This is a genomic window from Reyranella massiliensis 521 (assembly GCF_000312425.1).
In the GTDB taxonomy this organism is placed as follows: domain Bacteria; phylum Pseudomonadota; class Alphaproteobacteria; order Reyranellales; family Reyranellaceae; genus Reyranella; species Reyranella massiliensis.
On sequence record NZ_HE997181.1, the window covers coordinates 5322370 to 5348848 of the forward strand.

A 26479-nucleotide genomic window follows, 5' to 3' on the forward strand; every position below is an offset into this window, starting at 1 on the left:
ACTCTGTCTCCCGTTGCGCGACTTACTGGAAGTCGCGGACGTCGGCGAGCGTGCCCCTGATCGCGGCGGCCGCGGCCATGGCCGGACTCACCAAATGGGTGCGGCCTCCGCGGCCCTGACGGCCCTCGAAGTTGCGGTTCGAGGTCGAGGCGCAGCGCTGGCCGGGATCGAGACGGTCGGCGTTCATGGCGAGGCACATCGAGCAGCCCTGCAGGCGCCACTCGAAACCGGCCTCGATGAAGATCTTGTCGAGACCTTCCTTCTCGGCTTCGGCCTTCACCAGGCCCGAGCCCGGCACGACCATCGCCGAAACGTTCGAGGCGACCTTGCGGCCCTTGGCGATTGCCGCCGCGGCGCGTAGATCCTCGATGCGGCCGTTGGTGCACGAGCCGATGAAGACGCGATCGATCGGAACGTCGACCAGCTTCATGCCGGGCGTCAGGCCCATGTAGGCGAGCGAGCGGGCCCAGGCTTCGCGACGGTTTTCGTCCGGCGCATTAGCCGGGTCCGGCACCACGTCGGTGATCGGCAGCGCGTCCTGCGGGCTGGTGCCCCAGGTCACCATCGGCGGAATGTCCGCGGCGTTGAGGTCGAGCTGCATGTCGAAGTGCGCACCCTTGTCGCTCGGCAGGCGACGCCACTGGCTGAGAGCCAGATCCCAGGCGCCGCCCTTGGGCGAGAAGGGCCGGCCGGCGAGATACTTGAAGGTCGTATCGTCCGGCGCGATCAGGCCGGCACGAGCGCCAGCTTCGATCGACATGTTGCAGACCGTCATGCGGCCTTCCATCGTCATCTCGCGGATGGCGCGGCCGGCATATTCGATCACGTAGCCGGTGCCGCCGGCCGTGCCGAGCTTGCCGATAATGGCGAGGATCACGTCCTTCGGCGTGACGCCCAGCGGCAGGCTGCCCTCGACCGACACGCGCATGTTCTTGGCCGGCTTCTGGATCAGCGTCTGCGTCGCCAGCACATGCTCGACCTCGGACGTACCGATGCCGAACGCCAGCGCGCCGAAGGCCCCGTGCGTAGAGGTATGGCTGTCGCCGCACACGATCGTCATGCCGGGCAGGGTCAGGCCCTGCTCCGGACCGATCACATGCACGATGCCGCGACGGGCATCGTTCAGGCCGAAGTAGGGCACATGGAACTCGGCGACGTTCTTCTCGAGCGTCTCGACCTGGATGCGCGACTCCTCGTCTTCGATGCCCTGGCTGAAGTCGGTGGTCGGCGTGTTGTGGTCGGCCACGGCGATGGTGGCGTCGGGCCGGCGGACGGGACGGCCGGCCATGCGCAGGCCCTCGAAGGCCTGCGGGCTCGTCACCTCGTGCACGAGGTGACGGTCGATATAGATCACGCAGGTGCCGTCGTCCTGACGATCGACGACATGGGCATCCCAGATCTTCTCGAAAAGAGTGCGCGGCTTGGGGGGCTCAACAGGCGGCGTAGCCGCCTTCTTGCGGGACGCCATGGTGCACCTACCTCTTGCCGCCGCCCTTGGCGGCGCGGACGTTCTTCTCTTCCTTGGGCTTTTCCTTCTTGAGCTTCTCGCGGCGCGGCGTCTTCAGCTCGGCCAGCTCGCGCTGGGCCTCGACGTCTTCGGCGATGCGGCTGGCCTTGCCGCGCAGATCGCGCAGGTAGTAGAGCTTGGCGCGGCGCACGATGCCCTTGCGGACGACTTCGATTTCCCAGATGCCCGGGCTGTAGAGCGGGAACACGCGCTCCACGCCTTCGCCGAAGCTGATCTTCCGCACGGTGAACGAGGAGTTGATCCCGTCGTTCTTGCGGCCGATGCACAGGCCTTCGTAGACCTGAATGCGCTCGCGGTTACCTTCCTGCACCTTCACGTGCACCTTGAGGGTGTCGCCCGGCTCGAAGCGCGGCACCGGCCGTTCGGCGATCACCTTTTCCATCTGGGCCTGGCCCAGCGTATCGAGAATGTTCATCGCATCCATCCTTTCGTCACTTCTCTTCGTTTCCCGCCGCGGTCCGGCGCGCTGCCCATAGATCGGGCCGGCGCCGCCGCGTGATCTCTTCCCGCTGCTTCATCCGCCAGTCGGCGACCTTGCCGTGGTGCCCCGAGACCAGAACCTCCGGCACGCGCCGTTCGGTTCCATCGGGCCCCGCCCAGGTCGCGGGCCGGGTGTAGTGCGGGTACTCCAACAATCCGTCCTCGAAACTCTCCTCGCTCGCCGAGTCCGGCGCGCCCATCACCCCGGGCAGCAGCCGCACGCAGCAATCCATCACCGCCATGGCCGCGATCTCGCCGCCCGAAAGCACGAAATCCCCGACCGAAATCTCCTCCAGCGCATGAGCCTCGATGACGCGTTCGTCCACGCCCTCGAATCTCCCGCACACCATCAACACGCCCGGCCCCGCCGCCAGCTTCCGCCCGCGCGCCTGACTGAACGGCGCGCCTCTTGGCGAAAGCAGGATCTTCGGCACTCCCGGCTCGGCGACCGCCTCGATCGCCGCCGACAGCACGTCCGGTTTCATCACCATGCCGGCGCCGCCCCCGAAGGGCGCATCGTCGACCGTGCCGTGGCGATCCTTGGCGAACCGCCGGATATCGACCGCTTGCAACGACCATACGCCTTCCTTCAGTGCCCGTCCGGCCAGGCTCTCGCCCAATGGCCCCGGGAACATCTCCGGAAAGAGCGTCAGCGCCGTTGCGCGCCACACGTTGCCTTACGCCTCCTTCGTTGACCCGCCCGGCAGCACTCCCGCCGGTGGATCGACCACAATCTTGCCGCCCGGGACGTCGATCTCGGGCACCGCCTCGTCGGTGAAGGGCAGCATCACCGATTGCCTCGATGCGCTGCCTCCCGACACTTCCATCGTCAGCCCGGCGCCGAAATCGTGGAAGGCCATGACCTTCCCCCAATCCCGGCCGTCCCGGCCGACCGCGGCGAGACCGATCAGGTCCGCCTCGTACCACTCCCGCTCGCCCGTCGCCGGCAGCCGCTCGCGCTCCACATAGAGCCGCAAACCCCGCACTGCCTCGGCCGCCGTTCGATCGGCTACGCCCTCGATCCGGGCGAGCACCGCGCCTTTGACGGCGCTGAGAGCCTCGACCCGGTACCGCTTCTTCCCCGTCTCGTCCGACAGCTCGCCATAGGAGGCGATGGCCATCGGGTCCTCGGTGAAGCTCCTGATGCGCACCAGGCCGCGTACACCGTGTGGTGCCGCGACGACGCCCAGCAGGACGCGCCCCTCACTCATCGGAGCACGCGCTCATCAGCTCGCGGCGGCTTCACCCTCGGCCGCCGGCGCTGCCTTGGCGGCGGCTTCGGCCTTCATGCGCTCCTGCGCCTTGGCGCGGGGCTGGTTCTTCTTGGTCTGCTCGCGGCGCTCGCGCGGCGGCATCAGCTCGGCCTGCGACAGGAACTTCGCGACGCGGTCGGACGGCTGCGCGCCGACCTTCAGCCAATGGGCGATCCGCTCGGTGACGAGCGTGATGCGCTGGGCATGCTCGCGCGGCAGCAGCGGATTGTAGGTCCCGACCTTCTCGATGAAGCGGCCGTCGCGCGGGCTGCGCGAGTCGGCCACGACGATGTGGAAGTAGGGCCGCTTCTTGGTGCCGTGCCGGGTCATGCGGATTGCTAGCATTCTTCAAATCCTCTCTTTGTCTTTCGATTCGTCGGATACGTTGCGTTCACTAATTCTTCAGCGCGGGAAACCCGGCGGCATTCCCATGCCTCCGAGGCTGCGCATGAATCCCTTGTCGCCGAGCTTGTTGACGCGCTTCATCATCTTCAGCATGTCGGCGTGCTGCTTGAGCAGCTTGTTGACGTCCTGCACCTGCACGCCCGAGCCCTTGGCGATGCGCTTCTTGCGCGAGGCGTGGATGACGTCGGGGTTGCGCCGTTCCTTGGGCGTCATCGACAGGATGATCGCTTCCTGGCGCTTGAGCTGGCCTTCGTCGATCTTGGCCTTGGACATGGCGGCCTTGGCCTGCATGGCGCCCGGCAGCATGCCCATCAGGCCTGACAGGCCGCCCATCTTGCGCAGCTGGCGGAGCTGGTTCAGCAGGTCGTCCATGTCGAACTGACCCTTGCGGACCTTGGCGGCGAGCTTCTCGGCGTCTTCCTTGTCGATCGTCTCGGCGGCGCGCTCGACCAGCGAGACGATGTCGCCCATGCCGAGGATGCGGCTGGCGATACGGTCGGGATGGAACGGCTCCAGCGCGTCGAACTTCTCGCCGACGCCGATCAGCTTGACCGGACGGCCGGTGACGGCGCGCATCGAGAGCGCCGCACCGCCGCGGGCGTCGCCATCGACCCGGGTCAGCACGATGCCGGTGACGGCCAGGCGCTCGTTGAAGGCCTTGGCGACGTTCACCGCATCCTGGCCGGTCATGGCGTCGGCGACGAGCAGCGTTTCCTTGGGCTTGGAAAGGTCGCTGATGTCGGCGACCTCCTTCATCAGCTCCTCGTCGATCGAGAGCCGGCCCGCCGTGTCGAGGATCAGGACGTCGAAGCCTTCGCGCTTGGCGGTCTCGAGCGCGCGCCGCGTGATGGCGAGCGGCATTTCGAGCGGCACGATGGGCAGCGTCGGCACGCCGGTCTGCTCGCCCAGGATCTTGAGCTGCTGCTGCGCGGCCGGGCGGCGCGTGTCGAGCGAGGCCATCATCACCTTGCGGCGCGTGGCGAAGGTGCCACCGAACATTTCGGCGGCCATGCCCTGCGGGCCCTGGCTCAGGCGGTAGGCGATCTTGGCGGAGGAGGTGGTCTTGCCCGAGCCCTGCAGGCCGACCATCAGGATCACGACCGGCGGCACGGCGCCGAGATCGAGGTCGGAGACGGTGCCGCCCAGCATCTCGACCAGGTGGTCGTTGACGATCTTGATCACCATCTGACCGGGCGTGACCGAGCGGATCACATCGGCGCCGATGGCCTTGGGACGGACTTCGTCGATGAACTGGCGGACAACGGGCAGGGCCACGTCGGCTTCGAGCAGGGCGGTGCGGACTTCGCGCAGGGCCGCGTCGACATCGGCCTCGGTGAGCGCTCCACGCCCCCGCAGCCGGTCGAACACATCGCCCAAGCGTTTACTCAGACCCTCGAACATCGCGCTCCTGTTCGCTCAAAGACGTATCGCGCCGATGCGCGAACCTTCGCGGATCAGCGGAGCTCCCCGGAGGGGGAACCTTGTAAATCGGCACGACCGATTGAGCGGGCGGGGTATAAGGCCTGCCGCGGAAGGAGTCAAAACGCTTGAGCGGCTCTTCTAACTCTTTGTTCCAGAAGGATTTATATCCGGTCCCCGGATGGTCGATCCTGACCTTTCTGGGGGTCGGGGCCCTGATTGGGACGGCGGCGATCTGGCTGTTGCCGGATCGTTCCCTGCTGCCGCTGCTGACGGTCTTCTTCGGAACAGGCTTGGCGGCTGTCCTGATTTCGGTATCCCCGCTCGGCCTTGCAGACGGCGCCCGGGCGCTGGGGCTGCGCCCGGTGGGCTGGCGGCCCGTCGTGCTGGGCGTGGTCGGTACGACGGTCCTGTCCTTTGCCGTCAGCCAGACCGGCGTCCAGCCCGAAGGGGTCAGACAAGTTACCGACTCCGTGCGGGATCCTTCGGTATTGATCCCGACGCTTCTCGTGCTGGCCGTGCTGGCGCCTGCGGTCGAAGAGCTGGTCTTCCGCGGCCTGCTCTACGGCTGGGTCGCCGGACGATGGGGGCCGCTGCCGGCCTTCCTCGTGAGCTCGCTGGCCTTCGCCGCGGCCCATGCCGAACCCGCCCACATCGTCCTCGTTCTTCCCCTGGGCTTCTGGTTCGGCTGGCTGCGCTGGCGCACCAACTCGCTGTGGCCGACGTTGATCACGCACATGATCAACAATGCCTTCGCGGTGCTGGGCGCGGCGTACCTCGCGGGAACCTAGAACCTAAGACGCCAGCTTGCGGTCGACGAAGTCGAGACGGTCCTGGCCCCAGAAGATCTCGCCGTCGATCACGAAGGACGGCGCGCCGAACACACCCTGGGAAATGGCGTGCTTGGTATAGGCTTCGCGCTTGTCGGCAAGCGCCGGCGCTTCGCTCGCCGCGACGACGGCGTCGGCATCGAGGCCGCAGCCCGCGATGATTTCCTTCAGTGTCGCGGGATCGCCGGTATTCTTCTCCTCCGCCCACAGGCCGGTCAGCACGGCATGCGCCAGCTTGATGGCATCGGCCATGCGCCCCTGTTCGCGCAGGGCGATCACGCACTTGGCGGCCGGGACTTCGTTGGCGGGAAAGTACTTGGGCTCCAGCGTCGTCTTCACGCCGAGATGATCGCGCCAGCGCTTCAGCTCCATCATGCGATAGGCCTGACGCTGCGGCGCGCGCTTGGGCAGCGGCAGGCCACCCGAAACCGCAAACACCGAACCGAAATCGACCGGCCAGATGGTGACTTCGGCGCCGTACTTCTTGGTCATCGCCTCGAAGCGCTTGGCTCCGAGATAGGTCCAGGGCGAGTTCAGCGAGACATAGTAGTCGACATGCTTGGCCATCGGTTTCTTCCCATCGATTCGACGTTGCCGCGACTGTGGCGGAATGGCAGGCGACAGCAAAGCCCTGTTCGGCCAAGGTCCCTCCGGTGAGCGAAAGAGCGATTGCCCTGACGGGCGGCGACGCCGCCTACTTCGACTTGATGCACGACTGCATCGCCTCGCTGCGGGCGACGCCGGGAGGCCGTGCCCTGGCGCTGGGCGTGCTGGATTGCGGTCTCACGGACGAGCAGCGCGCCTGGTGTCGAGAGCAGGGCGCCGAACTGGTCGTGCCGCAATGGGATTTCGCGTTCCCGGGCCGTGCCGCACTCAAGGATGGCTACAAGGCGTTGACGGCGCGGCCCTTCCTGCCGCGCTACTTCCCGGGCTTCGATCTCTATTTCTGGATCGACGCCGATTGCTGGGTGCAGCAGGGGGATGCGATCGACCTGTTCCTGACCGCAGCGCGTACCGGCGCATTGGCCGTCGCGCCGGAGATCCATCGCTCGATGCGTCACTATCATCATGCGTGGGGTGAATTCTCCGCGGTCTGCGGGGCGGCCTACGAGGCCTGCTTCGACAAGGAGACGGCGGAACGGCTGATCCGCTATCCGATGATCAATGCCGGCGTCTTCGCGCTTGCCGCCGATGCGCCGCACTGGGCGGGCTGGGCCGACGTCTACGACGCAGCCCTGCAGCGCTCGACCGATCTCACGGACCAGCTCGCGCTCAACGTGCTGGTCTACGACAAGGGCCTCCGTCACGAGCCGCTGCCCAGCCGCTGCAACTGGCCGGTCCATCACGCCACGCCAGCCTGGGACGCGGCACGCGGCCTGTTCGTGGAGCCTGCGATGCCCTACGAGGCGTTGGGTATCCTGCATCTCACGATCTACACCAAGCGCCTGGCGACGCTCGATGTGCGCGAAATCGGCGGGCCGCACGCCGGCCAGGTCCGGCCGCGCGCGTTGCGCTGGCCGGGACGAACCGCCATATAGCGCGCAAATGACCGGGACACCGTTCCTCAAGATGCACGGACTGGGCAACGACTTCGTTGTGCTCGATGCGCGTGCCACGCCGCTCGATCTGACGCCGGCGCGTCGGCGCGCCATCGCCGACCGGCGGCTGGGCGTGGGCTGCGATCAGCTCATCGTGCTGGAGCCGCCGACCGACAGCGACGCCGATGTCTTCATGCGCATCTACAATCCCGACGGCAGCGAGGCCGGCGCTTGCGGAAACGCCACGCGCTGCGTCGCCTCCGTCGTGATGGACGAGCACAAGACCGACCAGGTGACGGTGCAAACGATCTCCGGCCTGCTCGAGTCGCAGAAGACCGGCAAGGGCAGCAACGGCCTGCCGGTGATCTCGGTCGACATGGGTCTGGCGCGCCTCGACTGGCGCGAGATCCCGGTCGCCACCGCATGCGACACCAACCACATGCCGGTGGGGCTCGGCCCTCTGCAGGATCCCGTCGGCACCAGCATGGGCAATCCGCACGCCACCTTCTTCGTCGACGATCTCGACGCGATCGCAATCACCGAACTGGGGCCGAAGCTGGAGCATGACCGCTTCTTTCCCGAGCGCGCCAATATCGGCGTCGCGCAGGTGATCGGCGAGAACCGGCTCCGGCTGCGGGTCTGGGAGCGTGGTGCGGGATTGACGCTGGCCTGCGGGTCAGGCGCCTGTGCCGCCGGCGTCGCCGCGGCGCGGCGTGGCCTCACCGGCCGCGCGGTCGATGTCGTGATGGAACACGGCACGCTCGGTATCGAGTGGCTGCGCGACGGACATGTGATGATGACCGGCGGCATCGCAGTCGCCTACACGGGCGAGCTTTCGCCGGGGCTGTTGGCATGAGCGAGACGGAACCCGAGAAGAAGGGCTGGTTTGCGCGGTTTCGCTCCCGGGGGACCCCGGCCGTCGAGACGCCCAAGCCGGCCGAGCCTGAGATCGAGAAAACCGAGCCGGTAGAGCCGGCCGTCGCGGCCGAGCCCGAGACACAGGTCGCTCCGTCGCCGAGCGAGCCGGTGCGGACGGCGCCGCAGCCCGAGACGGCCCCTGTCGAAGCGGTGGCCGAGAAGGAACCCGAGGTTGAGAAGCCCGAGGTCGAGAAGCCCGAGGTCGAGAAGGAACCCGAGGTCGAGAAGAAGGGCTGGCTGTCGCGGCTGCGCGACGGGCTCGCCAAGTCGACCAAGCGCGTCACCGAGAGCATCACCGGCCTCTTCACCAAGAAGAAGCTCGACCAGGAGACGCTGAACGAACTCGAAGATGCGTTGATCCAGGCCGATCTCGGTGTGACGGTCGCGGCGCGGCTGGTCGAGAAGCTGGGCAAGGAGCGCTTCGGCAAGGAAGTCACCGACGAGGAGGTGCGCGCCGCCTTCGCCGACGATATCGCCGAAATCCTCCAGCCGGTCGCGGTGCCGCTGGCCATCGACGCGGCCCGCAAGCCGCATGTCGTCCTGGTGGTCGGTGTGAACGGCAGCGGCAAGACCACGACCATCGCCAAGCTCGCCAGTCTCTACAGGGGCGAGGGCCGTTCGGTGATGCTGGCCGCGGGCGATACGTTCCGCGCCGCCGCGGTCGAGCAGCTCAAGGTCTGGGGCGATCGCGCGGGTGTGCCTGTCATCTCGAAGCCTACCGGCGCCGATGCCGCGGGCCTGGCCTACGAGGCGCTGGAGCGCGCGCGTGCCGAGAAGACGGACGTGCTGCTGATCGACACGGCCGGACGCCTGCACAACAAGGCCAATCTGATGGAAGAGCTGGCCAAGATCGTGCGCGTGATCCGCAAGCTCGATCCCGACGCGCCGCATTCCTGCCTGCTGGTGCTCGATGCCACCACCGGCCAGAATGCCCATGCTCAGGTCGAGACCTTCAAGACCATGTCGCCGGTCGATGCGCTGGTACTGACCAAGCTCGACGGCAGCGCCAAGGGCGGCGTCCTGGTGGCGTTGGCCGAGAAATTCAAACTGCCCGTCGTCGCCATCGGCGTCGGCGAAGGCATCGACGATCTGCGGCCGTTCGAGGCGCGGGCCTTTGCCCGCGGATTGATGGGACTGCCGGCTTAAGGCAACAGGCATGAGGCAGCGTGCATGAGCAACGAACGGGCAGGTGAGGAAAACGGCGCACGCAAGCTCTACGCCACGGCTTTGGAGCTGGGGCCGCTGATCCTGTTCTTCGTCGCCAACAGCCGCTGGGGCATCTACTGGGGCACCGGCGTCTTCATCGTCGCGACCGCGATCGCGCTGCCCTGCTACCGCATGCTCGAGAAGCGCTGGCCGATCATGCCGCTGGTCGGCGGCTTCTTCGTGCTGGTGTTCGGCGGCCTCACGATCTGGCTGCAGGACGACACCTTCATCAAGCTGAAGCCCACCATCGTGAACTGCCTGTTCGGCGTCATCCTGGGTGGCGGATTATTGCTGTTCAAGAAGCCGCTGCTGAAGCCGCTGTTCGGTGCCGCCTTCAAGTTGACCAACGAAGGCTGGTATCAGCTTACCCTGCGCTGGACGGTGTTCTTCTTCGTGCTGGCCGCGGTCAACGAAGTGATGTGGCGCAACTTCCCGACCGAGACCTGGATCGCCAGCAAGATGTTCCTGAGCTTCCCGCTCACGCTCGCTTTCGCCTTCTTCCAGATCCCACTGCTCAAGCGCTACTGGGACGGCGACGACAATCCCTTCGCCCGCGGAAGCTGAGGCTTCTCCTTAGACGCCGTTCGGCTTGCGCGGCGGCCACATGCGGGCGAGATCGCCCGTAGGGTTGGAATAGGTCGCGAAGTCGGCCTTGCCGCGCGAGTCGTGGAAGTGGGCCAGCGCCCAGACCACGGTGGGGAAGGCGAGCTGGTCCCACGGAATGTCGGCCCAGTCGACCAGTGCCACTTCCTCGCTCTCGATGCCCGGCGCCACGTCGGCGCTGACGAGCCTGGCGCGGTACATGATCTGCACCTGGCCGATGCGCGCCACGCTGTACATGGCAAGCAGCCGATCGATCTCGATGGTGGCGCAAGCCTCTTCCCGGGCTTCGCGCTGCGCCGCCTGCTCGGTCGTCTCCCCCAGCTCCATGTAACCGGCGGGCATGGTCCAGAATCCCCTGCGCGGTTCGATGGCGCGTCTGGCGAGAAGGATCTTCTCGTTTGCCCCGTCGCCCCAGGTGCAGACGGCGCCCGCGACGATCTTGGGGTTCTGGTAGTGGATGAACTCGCAGCGGCCGCAGACCAGCCGCTCGCGGTTGTCGCCGTCGGGAATACGCTTCTCGAAATGCTCGGGCGGATCCCAGGGCAGCCGAGGGCGGTCGGGAAGGGGGCGGTCGGACGATGGGGGCGCACTCATGGCGCCCAGTCCTACGCCGCTCGTATCAGGGCTGCAACGCCGGGCAGAGTCTTGCCTTCCATCCATTCGAGGAAGGCTCCGCCTGCCGTGGAGACGTAGGAGAACTTCTCCTCGACGCCCGCCGCCGCCAGCGCCGCGACCGTGTCGCCGCCGCCGGCCACAGAGAGCAGCTTGCCGTCTGTGGTGAGCCGCGCCACTTCCTGGGCCAACGCCACCGTGCCGGTGTCGAAGGGCTTCATCTCGAAGGCGCCGACCGGACCGTTCCATACCACCGTCGAGCACGCTGCAAGTTCCTGCCGGTAGAGGTCGACCGACTTCGGGCCGACGTCGAGGATCATCTGATCGTCCGGGCAGGCATTTGCTTCCACTGTCTTGTTCGCGGCGCCTGCCTTGAACTCTGCGGCAACCACGACGTCGACCGGCAGCAGCACTTGGCACTTGGCGGCCTTGGCTTTCTCCAGGATCTCGAGCGCGGTGGCCGCGAGATCCTTCTCCGCCAACGACTTGCCGATCTTGATCCCCTGCGCATGCAGGAAGGTGTTGGCCATGCCGCCGCCGATGATCAGCTTGTCGACCTTGCCCACGAGATTGCCGAGCAGGTCCAGCTTGGTCGAGACCTTGGCGCCGCCGACGATGGCGCAGACCGGACGCTTGGGATTGCCCAGCGCCTTGTCGAGCGCTTCCAGTTCGCCCTGCATCAGCCGCCCGGCAACGGCGGGCAGCCGGTTGGCGAGGCCCTCGGTTGAGGCATGTGCGCGATGGGCCGCCGAGAACGCGTCGTTCACGTAGACGTCGCCCAACAGCGAGAGCTTGTCGATGAAGGCCGCATCGTTCTTCTCCTCTTCCTTGTGAAAGCGGAGGTTCTCCAGCAGCAGGACGTCGCCGGCCTTCATGTTGCGCACGGCATCTTCGGCCAGCGGTCCGATGCAATCCTCGGCGAAGCCGACCGGCTTTCCGAGCGCTTTCTCCAGCGGTTCGACCAGCGGGCGCAAGGACATCTCCGGCACCCGCTTGCCGTCCGGCCGGCCGAAGTGGCTGAGCACGATCACCTTCGCGCCCTTGGCCGCCAGTTCGGAAATCGTCGGCGCGGCCCGCTCGATGCGCGTGGCGTCGGTCACCTTGCCGTTCTTCATCGGCACGTTGAGGTCGACGCGCACCAGTACGCGTTTGCCGGCCATGTCGATGGAGTCGATCGTCTTGAACGTCGCCTGGGGCATGAGTCTCTCTGCGATTTCGTCGAATTACGCCGTCTGCCTAGCGTTTCCGGATGATGAAGACCAGCACCTCACCCTCGCGGTCCGTCGAGACAAGCTCATGGCCGGTCTGGCGGCAATAGGCCGGAAAGTCGGCCTCGGCGGCCGGATCGGTCGCGCGCACCGTGAGCAATCCGCCCGGCGGCAGCTCGCGCAGCTTGCGGTTGGCGCGCAGCACGGGCAGTGGGCAAAGCAGCCCCGTTGCGTCGTACTCCAGCGTGGCGGGTGTATGGTTCATCGTGGGCGATAATACTTCATCGCTTCCGGAAGCCAGCGCTGAATATTGGTGATGCGCGTCGTATCGGCCGGATGTGTGCTGAGCCACTCCGCCTGCTGCTTGCCTGAGTTTGCCGCGCGCATGCGTTCCCACAAACCCACGGCCTCGCGAGGGTCGTACCCGGCCATGGCCATCAGCACGAGGCCGATGCGGTCGGCTTCGGATTCCTGCGCGCGCGACATGGGCAGAATGAATCCGACTGTCGCGCCGGCGCCGACGGCCGCCATCATCGCTGGCAGATAGGTGCGGCTGCGGCCGCTCACCGTCGCCGAGAGGGCGACCGCGGCGGCGGTGGTGCCGACTGCGGCCACCATCTGGTCGCTCATGCGCTCGGCGCCATGGCGTGCCAGCGCATGTGCCACCTCGTGGGCGACGACCACCGCGAGGCCCGTCTCGGTTCGCGTGATTGGCAGCAGACCCGTGTAGACCGCGATCTTGCCGCCCGGCAGGCAGAAGGCGTTAGGCTCGCTCTTGTCGATGGTCTTGAACTCCCATCGGAAGTGCGGTGCGCGCCACATGTCTTCCGGCGGCCGTTCGGCAGCTGCAGCAATGCGGCGACCGACCTTCTCGACCAGCGCGCTCGCCTGCGTGTTACCGGAAAGCGGTTCCTTGCTCAGCACTTCGCGATAGGCCTTGAGCCCCATGTCGCGCTCCTCGCTCTCGCTCACCAGCATGATCTGCGAGCGACCGGAGACCGGTGCCGTTTCACATGCCGTCAGCACGACGGTGAGACCGCATAATGTCAGCAGCAGGCGCAGAGCGAAGAACATGCAAATCCCCTTGAACATCGCAGCAATGCCGTCCTCTCGGTCGGCTCTCGAAGGCGGCCAAAATAACGAATGCGTGAACACGCGCCAAAACCCCGTATTTGCAGTCTCTATCCCGAGAAGTCTGCCATGCAACGCTGCATTGCTCTGAGGGATGCGTGAAGCGATGTTTCCGCACAAAATACACAGTGAATGGTCGCCGCAGTGTATCTGGTTCGCGGGGTATCGCCTTTAGCGGAATGGTCGTCCGCATGAGCGCCGTGGCCGACATCATCCCCTTATTTGCCACGCCGCTGGTCGTCTACGACGTGCCGGATGCGATGGCGCTCAACGTGGAGCTGCGCAGCGTCATCGAGACGCGTGAGAAGTCGCATCCGACGACAGAGCATTCCAATGAAGGCGGCTGGCAATCGACTTGGGACATGGATCGCTGGGGCGGTGCGCCTGCGCTGAAGCTCCTGGCCATCGGTCGCAACACGGCCAACAAGTTGACGACGGACCGCAAGGGAACGGCGGGTGTCGGACCGCATCCGGGTTACTTCGCCGTGACTTGGCGCGCCAACATGTGGGCGAACATCAACCGCAGCGGCAACGCCAACCTGATGCATTCTCATCCCGGCTCTTTCTGGTCGGGCGTCTACTATGTCGACGATGGCGGCATCTTCGAGAATCCGTCGCTGGGCGGTGCGCTCGAGTTCATGGACCCGCGCGGCGCCGGGCCGGTGATGTATGCGCCTCACCTCGGCTTCGCCATGCAGGGCGGCCTGTCGGGCGGCGCCAATGAATCCGTCCTGCCCAAGGCCGGCCGGCTGGTGATGTTTCCGTCGTGGCTGGCGCATCAAGTGCGGGCGTATCGCGGTAACGCCGAGCGCATCTCGATCGCATTCAACCTCAGCTTGTGAGCATCCTGCGGTAGGCCCGAACGGCGAAGAGCTGTTTACGGCTGGCCGCTTCGACGAAGCGCTCGCCGGGCTCGCATGGCTCGGCGAATATGCGCGGGCGGACGATGCCGCGGTGCGCGACAGACCTGCGTCGGTTCAGGTCGCGAAGAAGTCCGGTCCGCCTTTGCGTTTCAGTTCGTGACCGGCGTCGCGGCCCATGGCCTGGGCATCCGCGGCACTGCCGCGACGCTCGGTGAAGATCACCTCCGACCCGTCGGGCCGGGCGATCAGGCCGCGCAGATGCAGGGCGTCGCCGGTCAGCACCGCGTGTCCCGCAATCGGCGTGCGGCAGGAGCCGTCGAGCACCGCCAGCATCGCGTGTTCGGCGCTGACGCAGACCGACGTCGCGGCGTGATCGATGGCGGCCAGCCAGCCGCGCGTCCGGGCATCGTCGGCGCGCGCTTCGATGCAGACCGCGCCCTGGCCGACGGCCGGCAGCATCTCGTCTTCCGGGATCGGCGTGCCGACATGCGCCATGCCAAGGCGATTCAAGCCGGCCAGCGCCAGGATCGTCGCCTGCACGACGCCGGCCTCGCGCTTGGTCAATCGCGTTTCGACATTGCCGCGCAGGGTCACGATCTCGAGGTCGGGGCGCCGGTGCAGCAGCAGCGCACGGCGGCGCAGTGCGGAGGTGCCGACGATCGCGCCCCTGGGCAGGTCGGCGATACGCCTCACCTCGCCCGCGATCAGCACGTCGCGCGTATCTTCGCGCGGCAGGAAGGCAGAAATGACGAGGCCGGGCGGCTGTTCCGTCGGCATGTCCTTCATGCTGTGCACGGCCGCATCGATGCGACCGGAGAACATGGCTTCCTCGATCTCCTTGACGAACAGGCCCTTGCCGCCGGCCTCGGAAAGCGGGCGGTCCTGGATGGCATCGCCGGTGGTCTTGATGGCCACGATCTCGATGGCGTCGGGTGCGGCGAGGGCCGGTACCGCCCGGGCCAGGGCGTCGCGGACCAGGCCGGTCTGGGTGAGCGCGAGCCGGCTGCCGCGCGTGCCGAGCCGGAGAAGGGGAGCCGTCATGGCGCTGCTCTAGCGTAAGCAGTCGCATCATGCCAGAAGACCCGCATGTTGGTGCTGGGCATCGAAACGAGCTGCGACGAAACGGCCGTTGCCGTGGTCGAGGGGCCGGCCGGGCCGCAACCGGTCGGCAGGATCCTGTCGAACACGGTCTACAGCCAGCTCACCGAGCATCGCCGGTTTGGCGGAGTCGTGCCGGAGATCGCTGCGCGCGCCCATCTGGAGCGGATCGACGGCCTGATCGAGCAGGCGCTCGCCGAAGCGGGCGTTGGCCTCGCCGATCTCGATGGCATCGCCGCGACCGGCGGTCCGGGGCTGATCGGCGGCGTCATGGTTGGCGTCATGACCGGCAAGGCGCTGGCCTTCGCGCACGACAAACCCTTCCTGGCGGTCAACCATCTCGAAGGACATGCGCTGTCCGTGCGCCTGACCGAGCCGGTCGAGTTTCCTTATCTCCTCCTGCTGGCCTCGGGCGGCCATTGTCAGCTCCTTACTGTGCGCGGCCCCGGCGATTTCACGCGGCTCGGCACGACCATCGACGATGCCGCGGGCGAGTGCTTCGACAAGACGGCCAAGCTGCTGGGGCTCGGCTTTCCCGGCGGGCCGGCGGTCGAGAAGGCGGCGGCAGGTGGCGACCCCAAGCGTTTCGCCCTACCGCGGCCGATGTGGCGCAAGCCCGGCTGCGATTTTTCCTTCTCGGGTCTCAAGACCGCGGTACGCCAGGCGGCGGAGAAGCTCGACCCGAACGATGCGACCGCGGTGGCCGATCTCTGTGCTTCTTTCCAGCGCACCGTGGGCGATGTCTTTGCCGACCGCTGCACCAACGCCCTGGCGCTGGCGCCGATGCCCACGCTGGTGGTGGCGGGCGGTGTCGCGGCCAATGTCTATCTGCGGAGCCGGCTCGAAGAGGTCGCGGCGGCCCATGGCGCGACGCTGGTGGCGCCGCCGGTCCGGCTCTGCACCGACAACGGCGCCATGATCGCCTGGGCCGGCGTCGAGCGGCTGCGGCTCGGCCGTGTCGACGCTCTCGACTTCCGCCCGCGTCCGCGCTGGCCGCTCGATCCGACCGCGACGACGGCCAAACGCGTGTAGGATGGCCGCATGAGCAGCGCATCGCTTTCCTTCGAGACAGTCGCGGCCTTCGCCACGCCGATCATCGTGGTCGACCTGCCGGACGGCGCGCAGCTCAACGCCGCGTTGCGGCCAGTGCTGCTGAAGCGCGAAGCCGAGCAGCCCAGCGAATCGCGCAGCACGCTCGGCGGCTGGCAGTCGACGCTCGATCTCGACAAATGGGCTGGCGCATCCGCGATCAAGCTGCTGGCGATTGCGCGCAACATCGCCAACCGCATCACCACGGACCGCACCGGCAAGCCGGTCGCCATCCTGTGGCAGGCCAATATGTGGGCGAACATCAACCGCAGCGGCCACGGCAACGAATTTCATTCCCATCCCGGCAGCTTCTGGTCGGGCGTCTACTACGTCGATGACGGCGGCATCTCGGCCAATCCGGCGCTGGGCGGCGAGCTGGAGTTCATGGATCCGCGCGGGGCGGCGCCGGCCATGTATGCGCCGCACCTTGCCTTCGCCTTGCCGGGCGGCCTCGCGGCCGGAACCAACCAGACATTCGTGCCCAAGGCCGGCCGGCTGGTGATGTTCCCCTCCTGGCTGCTGCATCAGGTGCGGCCCTATCTCGGCACCGAGCGGCGCATCTCCATCGCCCTCAATCTCAGCCTGTGAGGACGTTCGACCATATCGGCGTCGTGGGCGGCGGCGCCTGGGGCACTGCGCTCGCCTGTCTGGCCCGTCGCGCGGACCGCAAGGTGACCCTGTGGTCGCGTGACCCTTCTGTCTCGCAAGCGATTGCACGCGAGCGGCGCAACGAGATCTACTTGCCCGGACAATCGCTCGACGCCGGCATCGAGGCCGCCGCGAACCTCGGTGCGCTCGCGGCCTGCGATGCAATCCTGCTCGTCTGTCCCGCGCAGGCGCTGCGTGTCGTTGCACGCGAGCTGCCCGGCGCTTCGCCCGTGGTGATCTGCGCCAAAGGCATCGAAGCCTCGACCGGCCTGCTCATGCCGGAAGTCCTGGCGGAGACCTTGCCGGGGCGGGCGATGGCCATGCTCTCGGGGCCGAGCTTCGCCGAGGAAGCGGTACAAGGCCTGCCGACCGCGGTCAGCATCGCCACCCACGACGCGGCGCTCGGCCGCGACCTCGCCGGTGCGCTGGCGGCCGGCATGTTCCGGCCCTACTGGACGGACGATGTCACCGGCGTGTCGGTGGGCGGTGCGGTGAAGAATGTCCTGGCAATCGCCGCCGGCATCGTCGAGGGCCGTGGCCTTGGTCACAACGCCGCCGCCGCGCTGATCACGCGCGGCTTTGCGGAGATGGCGCGGCTCGGTCTCGCCATGGGCGCCAGTCTGGAGACGCTGAGCGGCCTCAGCGGCCTCGGCGATCTGGTGCTGACCTGTCACGGCCCGCTGTCGCGCAATCGCTCCCTGGGCGTGGCCCTCGGCAAGGGAGCGAGCCTCGCTGCCTATATGGAGGGCCGCCGCCAGGTCGTCGAGGGAGCGGCGACGGCGCCGGCAGTCCTGGCGCGTGCCGCCAGGCTCGATATCGAAATGCCGATTTGCACGGCCGTCGATGCTATCCTGCATCACGGCGCGGGCCTCGACGAAGCGATCCGCGCCTTGCTGGCGCGTCCGTTGCGCCGCGAAGGCGAGTAGGGGGAAACAATGGCGCATTGGCTCATCAAGTCGGAGCCGTCTGTGTATGGTTGGGCGCAGTTCGTGAAGGAGAAGAAGACCTCCTGGACCGGCGTGCGCAATGCCCAGGCTGCAATCAACCTGAAGGCCATGAAGGTCGGCGATCGCTGCTTCTTCTATCATTCCAACGAAGGCAAGGAGATCGTGGGCATCGCCGAGGTGGTGAAGACGGCCTATCCCGATCCCACGGACAAGGCAGGCAAGGCCGTCACCGTCGACGTGAAGGCGGTCGAGCCGGTGAAGACGCCGGTGACGCTCGCCGCCATCAAGGCCGATCCCCGGCTCAAGGATTTCGGTCTGGTCCGCCAATCGCGCCTCTCCGTCGTGCCGGTGAGCGACGAGCAGTGGAAGATGATCATGAAGATGGCTGCCGCCTAGCGATCAAACATGGTCGACAACACGCGCGGCATCCTGGCGATGGCGGCGTCGGTGGTGGTCTTCATCTTCAACGATGCGCTGATCAAGCTCGCCGCCGAGTCCATCCCGTCCGTCCAGGCGATCGGCGTCCGCGGCCTGTTTGCCACTCTCTGGTGCAGCCTCGCCCTGATGGTCAGCGGCGCCTGGCGCCACCTCAGGCTGGCCGTGCATCCGCTGGTGATGCTGCGCGGCGGACTTGAGTCTGGGGCGGCGATCTTCTACCTGATCGCGCTGTTCCAGATCCCCTTCGCCATCGCCACGGCCATCAACCTCTCGACACCGCTGGTGCTGACGGTGCTGGCCGTGCTGATCCTCAAGGAGGATGTGCGCTGGCGACGGTGGACGGCGGTAACGGTCGGCTTCCTGGGCGTCCTGCTGGTGATCCAGCCGCGGCCCGGCGACATCAATGCCTGGACCTGGCTGGTGCTGCTGGCGACGTTGATCGGCGCCTTCCGCGACATCATCGCCCGCTATCTGCCGCCCGCCGTGCCGACCCTGGTCGTCTCCTTCACGACGGCCCTGGGTGTCGCTTTCGTCGGTTGCATCTGGGCTTTGTTCGAAGGCTGGCAGCCGATGGACTGGCGCGGCCTCGGCTTCATAATTGCCTCCTCGTTGCTGCTCGCCGCCGGCTACCAGTTCCTTGTGGTCGCGCTGCGTTCGGGCGGCGAGATCTCGGTCATGGCGTCGTTTCGCTATTCCTCGATCCTGTGGGCGCTGGGCATCGGCTATGTCGTCTGGGGCGAGGTGCCCAACGCGCTCGCCATCGCCGGTATCGTCGTGATCGTGGGCTCCGGCTTGTACATCCTGCATCGCGAGCGGGTGCGGCACTGAGTTGATCAAAATCAAAGCAAAGGTATCTCGATGACGAACGCCGTCACCTATTCCGTGTCCGAAGGCATTGCCGATATCGTGCTGACCCGCCCGCCGGTGAATGCGCTCGACCTCGTGACGGTGCGCGAGATCATCGCGGCGCTGCGCCGGGCGACCGCCGATACGGCGGTGGGCGCCGTCGTGATCTCGAGCGGCACGCCGCGCCGCTTCTGCGCGGGTCTCGACCTCGATCAGGTGCAGGGCAAGTCGGTGGCAGAGATGCATACGCTCCTGTCGGCGCTCTACGTCGAATTGCACGACGTCCAGCTCGCGCTCGGCAAACCCTCGATTGCGGCGGTGGCCGGGGCGGCACGTGGCGCGGGGATGACCCTCTCGATTTCCTGCGACGTGATCGTTGCTGGCGAGAAGGCAACCTTCGGCTATCCCGAGATCGATGTCGGCCTCATCCCCGGCATCCATTTCGTCCACTTGCCACGCATCATCGGCAAGCACCGGGCCTTCGAGCTGTTGTTCAGCGGTCGCTCCTTCGATGCGGCCGAGGCGGCATCGCTGGGGTTGGTAAGCAAGATCGTGCCGGATGCCGATGTCCTCGCCGAGGCGCACAAGCTGGCGCGCACCTTCGCCGCCAAGTCGCCGCAGGTGATGCGCCTGGCGCGAGCGGCCTTCGGTCGTGCCTGCGACATGGATTATCGCAAGAACGTCGCGGAGATCGTCGAGGCCTTCTGCACCATCGCTTCGACGTCCGACAGCCAGGAAGGTGTCAATGCCTTTGCGGCCAAGCGGTCGCCGGTCTGGAAGCCGCGCTGAGCGCGCAGCTTCTTCGAGCGACTTGAAGAGTCACAGGCGCGCCGTCCATACCAGTCGGTGTCACGAGGAGGTGTTTTTTGGTGGCTTCCATTCAGGCGCGTATTGCCGAAGAGCTCGGGGTCAAGGAACAGCAGGTCCAGGCCGCGGCCGATCTGCTGGATGGCGGGGCAACGGTCCCTTTCATCGCGCGCTACCGTAAGGAAGTCACCGGATCGCTGGACGATGTGCAGCTGCGCACGCTCGAGGAGCGGCTGCGGTACCTGCGCGAGCTGGAAGCGCGGCGCAAGGTCATCCTCGATTCCGTGCGCGAACAGGGCAAGCTCGACGCCAAGCTCGAAGCGGCGATCCTGGCGGCCGACAGCAAGGGTCGCCTTGAAGACATTTATCTTCCCTACAAGCCTAAGCGCCGCACCAAAGCCGAGATTGCCAAGGAGGCGGGCCTCGAACCGCTGGCGGACCTGCTGCTGAAGGAGCCGCAGCATGTGCCGCAGACCAGCGCGGAGCCTTTTGTTTCGGCCGAGAAGAACGTCGCCGACGTCGCGGCGGCGCTGGACGGCGCGCGTGCCATTCTCACCGAACGTTTTGCCGAGAATGCCGACCTGATCGGCGCCCTGCGCGAGGAATTCTGGGCCAATGCGCGCCTCAAGTCCGAGGTGCGCGAGGGCAAGAAGGAAGCCGGCGCCAAGTTCAGCGACTATTTCGATTTCTCGGAAGCCTTCGGCAAGATGCCGTCGCATCGCGTGCTGGCGCTGTTCCGTGGCGAGCGGGAAGACATTCTCGGCCTGACGGTCGAGCCGGACGATCCCGCGACGCGCCCTCCCGTCAGCCTTTACGAACAGCGCATCATGCGCACCTACGGCATCGCCGATCAGGGACGGCCGGGCGACAAATGGCTTGCCGACACCGTGCGCTGGGCATGGCGCACGAAGATCTTCGTTACGCTCTCGATCGATCTCAGGCTGCGCCTGTGGAACGGGGCTGAGGAAGAAGCCGTGCGCGTATTCGCGGCCAACCTGCGCGACCTGCTGCTTGCTGCGCCGGCCGGCGCCCGGCCGACCTTGGGGCTGGATCCCGGCTTCCGCACCGGCGTGAAGGTCGCGGTTGTCGACGCTACCGGCAAGGTGGTGGCGACCAGCACGATCTTCCCGCACGAACCGCAGCGGCGTTGGGACGAGGCGCTGGCCATCCTGGCGAGGCTCGTGCGCGAGCATAAGGTGGAGCTGATCGCCATCGGCAACGGCACTGCCTCGCGCGAAACCGACAAGCTCGCCATCGAGCTGGTGAAGGGGCTGTCGGATCTCAAGCTGCACAAGATCGTGGTGTCGGAGGCCGGCGCCTCGGTCTATTCGGCGTCGGCCTATGCGTCGGAGGAACTGCCCGGCCTCGACGTGACCTTGCGCGGTGCGGTGTCGATCGCGCGCCGACTGCAGGACCCGCTGGCGGAACTGGTGAAGATCGATCCGAAGTCGATCGGCGTCGGCCAGTACCAGCACGATCTCAGCGAATTCAAGCTGTCGCGCTCGCTCGATGCCGTGGTCGAGGACTGCGTGAACGGCGTGGGCGTGGACCTTAACACGGCATCCGCACCGCTGCTGGCACGCGTGTCGGGCATCGGCCAGGGGCTGGCGCAGAGCATCGTGTCCCATCGCGATACACATGGCCGGTTCAAGTCGCGCAAGATGCTGAAGGACGTGCCGCGACTCGGTCCCAAGGCGTTCGAGCAATGCGCCGGCTTCCTGCGGATCACCGGCGGCGAGGATCCGCTCGACGCTTCGGCGGTGCATCCCGAATCCTATCCGGTGGTGCGCCGGATCATCGACACCACCAAGAGCGACATCGGCAGTCTGATCGGCAATGCGTCCGTCCTGCGCGGGCTCTCGCCGGCGTCGTTCGTCGACGACAAGTTCGGCCTGCCGACCGTCACCGACATCCTGCGCGAGCTTGAAAAGCCGGGACGCGATCCGCGGCCGGCCTTCAAGACGGCGGAGTTCAAGGCCGGGGTCGAGACGCTGAACGATCTTGAGCCCGGCATGGTGCTGGAAGGCGTCGTCACGAACGTTGCGGCGTTCGGGGCCTTCGTCGATATCGGCGTGCACCAGGACGGCCTGGTGCATGTGTCGGCGATGTCCAAGACCTTCGTGAAGGATCCCCGCGCGGTAGTGAAGTCGGGCGACGTGGTGCGCGTGAAGGTGCTGGAGGTCGACAAGCCGCGCAAGCGCATCAGTCTGACCCTGCGGCTCGACGACCAGCCGGGAAGCCAGCCGGCGCGCACGGCCGGCGCCGACCGCGGACCCGGTCGAGGCGCCCATTCGGGCGCCGCGGGGCGTAGTCACGGCGGCCAGCAGGCCGGCAAGGCAAGCTCTCCCGGCGGCGCGATGGCGGACGCCTTGCGGCGGGCCGGCCTCGGCGCGCGCAACTGAACGCCTTGATCGGGTCGATGGCGTCCGCCGCGCGGCCGGTTTACGTCCGGCTTCGCTGAAGCCCGACGCTTAGCGCGCGATCCACGCTTCGTAGTCGCGCGCGACTTCTTCGACGGCGGTGTCGTAGAAGCGCTTGCCGTGTTCGGGCGTCGCCTGGTTGGGGTCCGAGCCGATGCGGCCGTCGGGGAAGGTGCGGCGATAATCCTCGGCGTCGGCAAACGAGCCGTTGGGTGCGATGCGCGGCTCCATCTGCTTCTGCTGCATTGTCTCGGGATACTTGTACCAGGTGAGCGCCACTTCCGAGGCCGTGGCGTGGCTGCCTTCGCCGACCGGATACAGTTCCTGGCTGAGGCGCTTGATGCCGGGACCGTCCCACCAGTTGCGCAGGGCACACTTGATGGAGGGCTGGTTGCTGAGCTTCTCCATCGAGCGCTCGGCGTAGATTTCGGAGAAGGCTGCCGTCACCGTGGCGATGTTACCGCCATGCCCGTTCACGAAGAAGAAGCGGGTGAAGCCGTGCCGTGCCAGCGACACGACCGTATCGCGCACGACGGCGATCAGGGTCGTGGGCCGGAGCGTCACGGAGCCGGCGAAAGCCAAGTGATGTTGGGCCATGCCGACCGAGATGGTCGGTGCGACCAGCGCGCCCGCCTTTTCGCCAGCGCCGCGGGCGATCATCTCGGCGGTCAGCGCATCGGTCCCGATCAGGCCGGTCGGCCCATGCTGCTCGGTCGAGCCGATCGGGATGATGATGCCGGTCTTGGTCTTGAGGTAATCGTCGACGAACTGCCAAGTCTTGAGCTGAAGCTGCACGAAACGAAACTCCTGTGGAATTTGCCCACAGGATGCTTCGCCCGTGATGATCAGGCAAGGCGCTCAGCTTGCCGGCACGACCTTCGCGCCGAGGCGCCGGCGGTCGAGGTCGGCCAAGGCCTTGTCGCGTGCGTCGGTGAGCTTCTTGACCTCGATCGTGCACAGCTCGCGATTGCCGGAATTGCAGCGCGTTTCGATTGTCTTGATCTCGGCGTTGGCACCTTCCTCGATCCGCGACCTGATCCCGGCATAATGGGCATCGCGCGCTTCGTCGCTTGGAAAGCTTGCCGGCGTGAGTACGATCAGGACCCGGTCCGGGTACTTGTTGTTGGCGCCGGAGGCCGCGTCGACAACCACGCCGACCAGGCCGCCCAGCAGGAGATTGCCCACTGTGGCGCCGGTGAAGCTCGATACCAGAACCTCGTTCGATTGTTCGTAGCCCTCCTGCGTGCAGCTCACGATGACATTGTCCTTCGAGCGGGCAATATTGACCCGACCCGGCGTCGGCTTGACGACGCCGATGTTGGCGCCCAGCCGGTCGATTTTGCATTCGGCCCCCGACGGCTGGGATTCGACCAGCACGTCCTGGGTCGTGCCGCCGACCACGGTTGCACAAGCCGACGCGGCAAATCCCATGGCGACAACAGCCATCAGGCGGCCCATTGCCGCCAACGTCCCACCACTCACTTTGCTTTCCTCCCTGGCCGCTAAGCCGGCCTGGAGGAACACTACTTTAACGATATGGAACGAATCAAGTACGACTTATGATTGCGCTGGTGTCTCGCCCAGGTTGCCTTCGCTGTTGATCAGCAGCACGCGCGATTGCCTGTCGAGTCCTAGCGCTTTGAAGGCCGCTTCGTCGGTGCAGGCGCGGACGAGCCCGGCGAGGCCGGCGCATCCCGACGGGCCGGACTCAATGGCGGGATCGTTCTCCAGGGGATTGGCGAAGAGGTGGCGCGCCGGCATCACATCGTCTTCCTCGATGGTCATGAACCAGTCGGTCGCCTCGCCGACGACCGGCCAGGTGAGGGGCGAGATTTCGCGACAGGCGAGGCCGCCCATGACCGTGTCGGCATTGCCGCTGGCGAGCATCGGCTTGCCGGCGAGGTTGCTCTGGAACCAGCAATCTGCGCTCGCCGGCTCGACGACGACGAAGATTGGCCGCCTGTCGCAGACCGCCCAGAGATAGCCGATTACCGCAGCGGCCAGCCCGCCGACGCCGGCCTGGACGAAGACATGGCTGGGCGCCACGCCCCATTGATCGACAGCCGCCTCGTGGGCCAGCACGGTGTAGCCGCGCATGACACTCTTCGGCACCCGCTCGTAGTCTTCCCACGAGGTGTCGGAGATGATTGTCCAGCCGTTCCTCTCGGATTGCCGGCGGCATTCGGCGACGGCGGTATCGTAGTCGCCGTCGACCCGGATCACCTCGGCGCCGCGGGCACGGATCGCGGCCTCCTTCGCCGCGCTGGTGAATTTCGGCAGGAAGACGACGCAGCGGTTGCCGAACAGCTTGGCGCCGGCGGCGACCGAGCGGCCGTGGTTGCCCGAGCTGGCCGTAGCGAAGACGTACTGGCTGGTAATGTCGCGGTCTTGGCCCTGCATCACCTGCTCGAAGCTCGCGGAGCGGTGATGGGCCTCGCCGATCGCGCCGGAGAGCTCGTTGTAGACGGCGAGCACGCCGCCCAGCGCCTTGAAGGCGCCGAAGCCAAAACGCTGGCTCTCGTCCTTGACCCTGATCTCGCCCACGCCCAGCCGTTCGGCCAGCGCCGGCAGCTCGTACAGCGGCGTCGGCTTGTGTGCAGGGCATTTCCTGAGATCCTCGCAGAGCTCGGGAATGCCGTTGGGATTGATCACCCGCTGCTGCTCGCTGCCGAATTCGAGGTTGCGCTTGGCGCGGGGGTTGGGGGCCAGCCAGGGAGGGGTCGTCATGCAGGGGTCATAGCATGCTATGGTCTGGGAAACGGAGAGCAGACCATGAAAGTGAATGTCGAAGTGACCTGCACACCCGAAGAGGCCCGCGCCTTTTTCGGCCTGCCCGACATCAAGCCGATGCAGGACCGCATCATGGGCGAGATCGAGGAACGCCTGCGTTCCAGCCTGGGCGCGATGAATCCGGAGACGGTGTTCAAGACCTGGCTGCCCGCGTCCATGCAGGGCATCGACCAGATGCAGCAGATGCAGCAGGCGTTCTGGAGCCAGCTGGCCAACATTGCGACCGGCACGGGCGGCAAGAAGGAATAGCGTGACCATGAGCCAGCGCGACAAGCCAGCCGATCCCAAGCCCTATTACGAAGCCCACGTCTTCTGCTGCACCAACCGTCGTCCTGCCGGCCATCCGCGGGGCTGCTGCGCCGAGAAGGGCGGCGAGGCGCTGCGGGATCACATGAAGAGCCGCGCCAAGGCGCTCGGTCTCAAGAACGTGCGCATCAACAATGCCGGCTGCCTCGACCGCTGCGAACTGGGGCCGACGCTGGTCATCTATCCCGAAGGCGTCTGGTACACGGTGCCGACCAAGGAAGACATCGACGAGGTGCTGGAAACGCATCTCGTGAAGGGCGGCCGGGTCGAGCGGTTGATGCTGCAGCCCAACGAAAAGCTGCCCTCGGATCGCAAGGTACCGACAACGGTCGGGTAACTGCTGCTCCGTCAGCCGCGCAATCGCTGCTTGGTGCCGGTGGGCAGATAGGCGAGGTCCTCGACGACCTCGCCGTGCAGCAGATGACGTTCGACGATGCGGTCGACGCCCGACTCGTCGATGCCACCATAGTAGGTGCCTTCGGGCCAGACCTGCAGGACGGGGGCGAGCGAGCAGGGGCCGAGGCAGCTCGTCTTGGCGCTCATCGTGCCCTCGCCGGTCGTGCGCAGCGAGAGCCGCTTCTGCTCGTTGCGCAGATGACCCCAGATCGTCTCTGCCCCGGCGCGGATGCAAGGGCCACCCTGACAGACCAGCACGCGACGGCGTTGGACCGGCACGACTGATCCTTCGAGCGCTGGCGGCGTCGCCACTTTCTCGACCATCGACGCGTCCGCGTCCGTGGTGCCGACGGTGGCGGCCAGCAGTTCGCGCATCGCTGCCTGCCGACTGAGTGCGGGCGCGATCCGGATCTCCGGCCAGGGCCGCTTATCGACGCCCTGCCAGCGTTGCAGGGAACGCTTCACGCCGGTGACGAAGCTCGGCTCGACGGGCACGAGGATCGGCAGGATCAGCACGGGCTCCGGCGTCTGCGCCAGCTCGTCCATCGCTGATCGGAGCGAGGGGGTGCCTTCCTCGGCGAAGGCGAAGAGCACGCGGGCGACGCCTGGCAAGGAGGCGGTCTGATCGCGCAGCCCTTCCATCTCGCGCAAGGCAGCGCCCGACGTGGCCGAGCGGGCCAGCAGCAGGATGTTCTTCATC

31 protein-coding genes are annotated in these 26479 nt (G+C 66.7%); 15 read left to right on the plus strand and 16 right to left on the minus strand.

Annotated elements, in window-relative coordinates:
* Positions 1–22: 22 nt before the first annotated feature.
* Genes leuC through ffh form a run of 6 tightly spaced genes read right to left on the minus strand, consistent with a single transcriptional unit; the run spans position 23 to position 5067 of the window.
* Positions 23–1468 (minus strand): 3-isopropylmalate dehydratase large subunit, encoded by a 1446-nt coding sequence (gene leuC / locus BN60_RS25985; protein WP_020699112.1) that lies wholly within the window; start codon positions 1466–1468, stop codon positions 23–25.
* A gap of 7 nt (positions 1469–1475) precedes the next feature.
* Positions 1476–1943, minus strand: coding sequence for a 50S ribosomal protein L19 (gene rplS / locus BN60_RS25990; RefSeq protein WP_051150332.1), 468 nt, complete (start codon positions 1941–1943; stop codon positions 1476–1478).
* 16 nt (positions 1944–1959) lie between these two features.
* Positions 1960–2643, minus strand: a complete 684-nt coding sequence (gene trmD / locus BN60_RS25995) for a tRNA (guanosine(37)-N1)-methyltransferase TrmD (RefSeq protein WP_051150333.1) — start codon at positions 2641–2643, stop codon at positions 1960–1962.
* A 42-nt stretch (positions 2644–2685) separates the two neighbouring features.
* Positions 2686–3219, minus strand: a complete 534-nt coding sequence (gene rimM, locus BN60_RS26000; protein ID WP_020699115.1) for a ribosome maturation factor RimM — start codon at positions 3217–3219, stop codon at positions 2686–2688.
* Positions 3220–3234: 15 nt separating this feature from the next.
* Positions 3235–3606 carry a 30S ribosomal protein S16 gene (rpsP, locus tag BN60_RS26005; RefSeq protein ID WP_020699116.1) on the minus strand — a complete coding sequence of 124 codons (372 nt, stop codon included), beginning with the start codon at positions 3604–3606 and terminating at the stop codon, positions 3235–3237.
* A gap of 57 nt (positions 3607–3663) precedes the next feature.
* Positions 3664–5067, minus strand: a complete 1404-nt coding sequence (gene ffh, locus BN60_RS26010; RefSeq protein WP_020699117.1) for a signal recognition particle protein — start codon at positions 5065–5067, stop codon at positions 3664–3666.
* A 146-nt stretch (positions 5068–5213) separates the two neighbouring features.
* On the opposite strand from ffh, the gene BN60_RS26015 reads away from it, so the two are divergent.
* Positions 5214–5876, plus strand: coding sequence for a CPBP family intramembrane glutamic endopeptidase (locus BN60_RS26015; protein ID WP_177324864.1), 663 nt, complete (start codon positions 5214–5216; stop codon positions 5874–5876).
* Between the two features lie 3 nt (positions 5877–5879).
* On the opposite strand, the gene BN60_RS26020 is transcribed toward BN60_RS26015, so the two are convergent.
* A complete protein-coding gene (locus tag BN60_RS26020) occupies positions 5880–6482 on the minus strand; it encodes a 2-hydroxychromene-2-carboxylate isomerase (RefSeq protein WP_020699119.1) in 603 nt (200 codons plus the stop codon).
* Positions 6483–6568: 86 nt separating this feature from the next.
* Here BN60_RS26020 and BN60_RS26025 point away from each other — a divergent pair, with 86 nt between their 5' ends.
* Genes BN60_RS26025 through BN60_RS26040 form a run of 4 tightly spaced genes read left to right on the plus strand, consistent with a single transcriptional unit; the run spans position 6569 to position 10141 of the window.
* A complete protein-coding gene (locus tag BN60_RS26025; RefSeq protein ID WP_020699120.1) occupies positions 6569–7453 on the plus strand; it encodes a hypothetical protein in 885 nt (294 codons plus the stop codon).
* 7 nt (positions 7454–7460) lie between these two features.
* Positions 7461–8309, plus strand: coding sequence for a diaminopimelate epimerase (dapF, locus tag BN60_RS26030; protein WP_020699121.1), 849 nt, complete (start codon positions 7461–7463; stop codon positions 8307–8309).
* Entirely contained in the window at positions 8306–9517 is a 1212-nt protein-coding gene (ftsY, locus tag BN60_RS26035) for a signal recognition particle-docking protein FtsY (RefSeq protein WP_020699122.1), read from the plus strand. The genes dapF and ftsY overlap by 4 nt, the downstream gene beginning before the upstream one ends.
* 24 nt (positions 9518–9541) lie before the next feature.
* Positions 9542–10141, plus strand: a complete 600-nt coding sequence (locus BN60_RS26040; protein ID WP_020699123.1) for a septation protein A — start codon at positions 9542–9544, stop codon at positions 10139–10141.
* A 9-nt stretch (positions 10142–10150) separates the two neighbouring features.
* Here the strand turns inward: BN60_RS26040 and BN60_RS26045 are convergent, their stop codons facing one another.
* The 4 genes from BN60_RS26045 to BN60_RS26060 are packed head-to-tail and all read right to left on the minus strand — an operon-like array spanning position 10151 to position 13074.
* On the minus strand, positions 10151–10774 hold the full coding sequence (locus tag BN60_RS26045; RefSeq protein WP_020699124.1) for an NUDIX hydrolase: 624 nt from the start codon (positions 10772–10774) through the stop codon (positions 10151–10153).
* A gap of 11 nt (positions 10775–10785) precedes the next feature.
* Positions 10786–11991, minus strand: coding sequence for a phosphoglycerate kinase (locus BN60_RS26050; protein WP_020699125.1), 1206 nt, complete (start codon positions 11989–11991; stop codon positions 10786–10788).
* A gap of 37 nt (positions 11992–12028) precedes the next feature.
* Entirely contained in the window at positions 12029–12265 is a 237-nt protein-coding gene (locus BN60_RS26055) for a sulfurtransferase TusA family protein (RefSeq protein WP_020699126.1), read from the minus strand.
* Complete coding sequence (locus BN60_RS26060; RefSeq protein ID WP_043286877.1) at positions 12262–13074, minus strand: M48 family metallopeptidase; 813 nt, start codon at positions 13072–13074, stop codon at positions 12262–12264. Before BN60_RS26060 ends, BN60_RS26055 begins: the two co-directional genes overlap by 4 nt.
* Positions 13075–13322: 248 nt before the next feature.
* Between BN60_RS26060 and BN60_RS26065 the strand changes: the two genes are divergently transcribed.
* Positions 13323–13973, plus strand: a complete 651-nt coding sequence (locus BN60_RS26065) for a 2OG-Fe(II) oxygenase family protein (protein WP_020699128.1) — start codon at positions 13323–13325, stop codon at positions 13971–13973.
* A 135-nt stretch (positions 13974–14108) separates the two neighbouring features.
* On the opposite strand, the gene hemC is transcribed toward BN60_RS26065, so the two are convergent.
* The gene (hemC, locus tag BN60_RS26070; protein ID WP_020699129.1) at positions 14109–15035 is read right to left on the minus strand and encodes a hydroxymethylbilane synthase; all 927 of its coding nucleotides are present in this window, start codon (positions 15033–15035) and stop codon (positions 14109–14111) included.
* A gap of 45 nt (positions 15036–15080) precedes the next feature.
* Here hemC and tsaD point away from each other — a divergent pair, with 45 nt between their 5' ends.
* From tsaD to BN60_RS26105, 7 genes are all read left to right on the plus strand, one after another.
* Positions 15081–16124: a tRNA (adenosine(37)-N6)-threonylcarbamoyltransferase complex transferase subunit TsaD gene (gene tsaD, locus BN60_RS26075; protein WP_020699130.1), complete on the plus strand. Its 1044-nt coding sequence runs from the start codon at positions 15081–15083 to the stop codon at positions 16122–16124.
* Positions 16125–16133: 9 nt separating this feature from the next.
* A complete protein-coding gene (locus BN60_RS26080) occupies positions 16134–16769 on the plus strand; it encodes a 2OG-Fe(II) oxygenase family protein (RefSeq protein ID WP_020699131.1) in 636 nt (211 codons plus the stop codon).
* Complete coding sequence (locus tag BN60_RS26085; RefSeq protein WP_020699132.1) at positions 16766–17755, plus strand: NAD(P)H-dependent glycerol-3-phosphate dehydrogenase; 990 nt, start codon at positions 16766–16768, stop codon at positions 17753–17755. Before BN60_RS26080 ends, BN60_RS26085 begins: the two co-directional genes overlap by 4 nt.
* Positions 17756–17764: 9 nt before the next feature.
* A complete protein-coding gene (locus tag BN60_RS26090; RefSeq protein WP_020699133.1) occupies positions 17765–18172 on the plus strand; it encodes an EVE domain-containing protein in 408 nt (135 codons plus the stop codon).
* Between the two features lie 9 nt (positions 18173–18181).
* The gene (locus BN60_RS26095) at positions 18182–19042 is read left to right on the plus strand and encodes a DMT family transporter (protein ID WP_020699134.1); all 861 of its coding nucleotides are present in this window, start codon (positions 18182–18184) and stop codon (positions 19040–19042) included.
* Positions 19043–19072: 30 nt separating this feature from the next.
* Complete coding sequence (locus BN60_RS26100; protein WP_020699135.1) at positions 19073–19849, plus strand: enoyl-CoA hydratase/isomerase family protein; 777 nt, start codon at positions 19073–19075, stop codon at positions 19847–19849.
* Between the two features lie 80 nt (positions 19850–19929).
* On the plus strand, positions 19930–22269 hold the full coding sequence (locus tag BN60_RS26105; protein ID WP_043286879.1) for a Tex family protein: 2340 nt from the start codon (positions 19930–19932) through the stop codon (positions 22267–22269).
* Between the two features lie 69 nt (positions 22270–22338).
* On the opposite strand, the gene BN60_RS26110 is transcribed toward BN60_RS26105, so the two are convergent.
* The 3 genes from BN60_RS26110 to BN60_RS26120 form a co-directional block, all read right to left on the minus strand.
* Positions 22339–23082, minus strand: coding sequence for a creatininase family protein (locus BN60_RS26110; protein ID WP_020699137.1), 744 nt, complete (start codon positions 23080–23082; stop codon positions 22339–22341).
* A gap of 63 nt (positions 23083–23145) precedes the next feature.
* Complete coding sequence (locus tag BN60_RS29270) at positions 23146–23769, minus strand: hypothetical protein (protein WP_148283526.1); 624 nt, start codon at positions 23767–23769, stop codon at positions 23146–23148.
* Positions 23770–23844: 75 nt separating this feature from the next.
* Entirely contained in the window at positions 23845–25014 is a 1170-nt protein-coding gene (locus BN60_RS26120) for a diaminopropionate ammonia-lyase (protein ID WP_020699139.1), read from the minus strand.
* Positions 25015–25059: 45 nt separating this feature from the next.
* On the opposite strand from BN60_RS26120, the gene BN60_RS26125 reads away from it, so the two are divergent.
* Positions 25060–25326 carry a DUF6489 family protein gene (locus tag BN60_RS26125; RefSeq protein WP_020699140.1) on the plus strand — a complete coding sequence of 89 codons (267 nt, stop codon included), beginning with the start codon at positions 25060–25062 and terminating at the stop codon, positions 25324–25326.
* 7 nt (positions 25327–25333) lie between these two features.
* Entirely contained in the window at positions 25334–25720 is a 387-nt protein-coding gene (locus BN60_RS26130) for a (2Fe-2S) ferredoxin domain-containing protein (protein ID WP_020699141.1), read from the plus strand.
* Between the two features lie 11 nt (positions 25721–25731).
* Here BN60_RS26130 and BN60_RS26135 read toward each other — a convergent pair whose 3' ends face one another.
* Positions 25732–26478 (minus strand): (2Fe-2S) ferredoxin domain-containing protein, encoded by a 747-nt coding sequence (locus BN60_RS26135; protein WP_020699142.1) that lies wholly within the window; start codon positions 26476–26478, stop codon positions 25732–25734.
* Position 26479 lies beyond the last annotated feature (1 nt).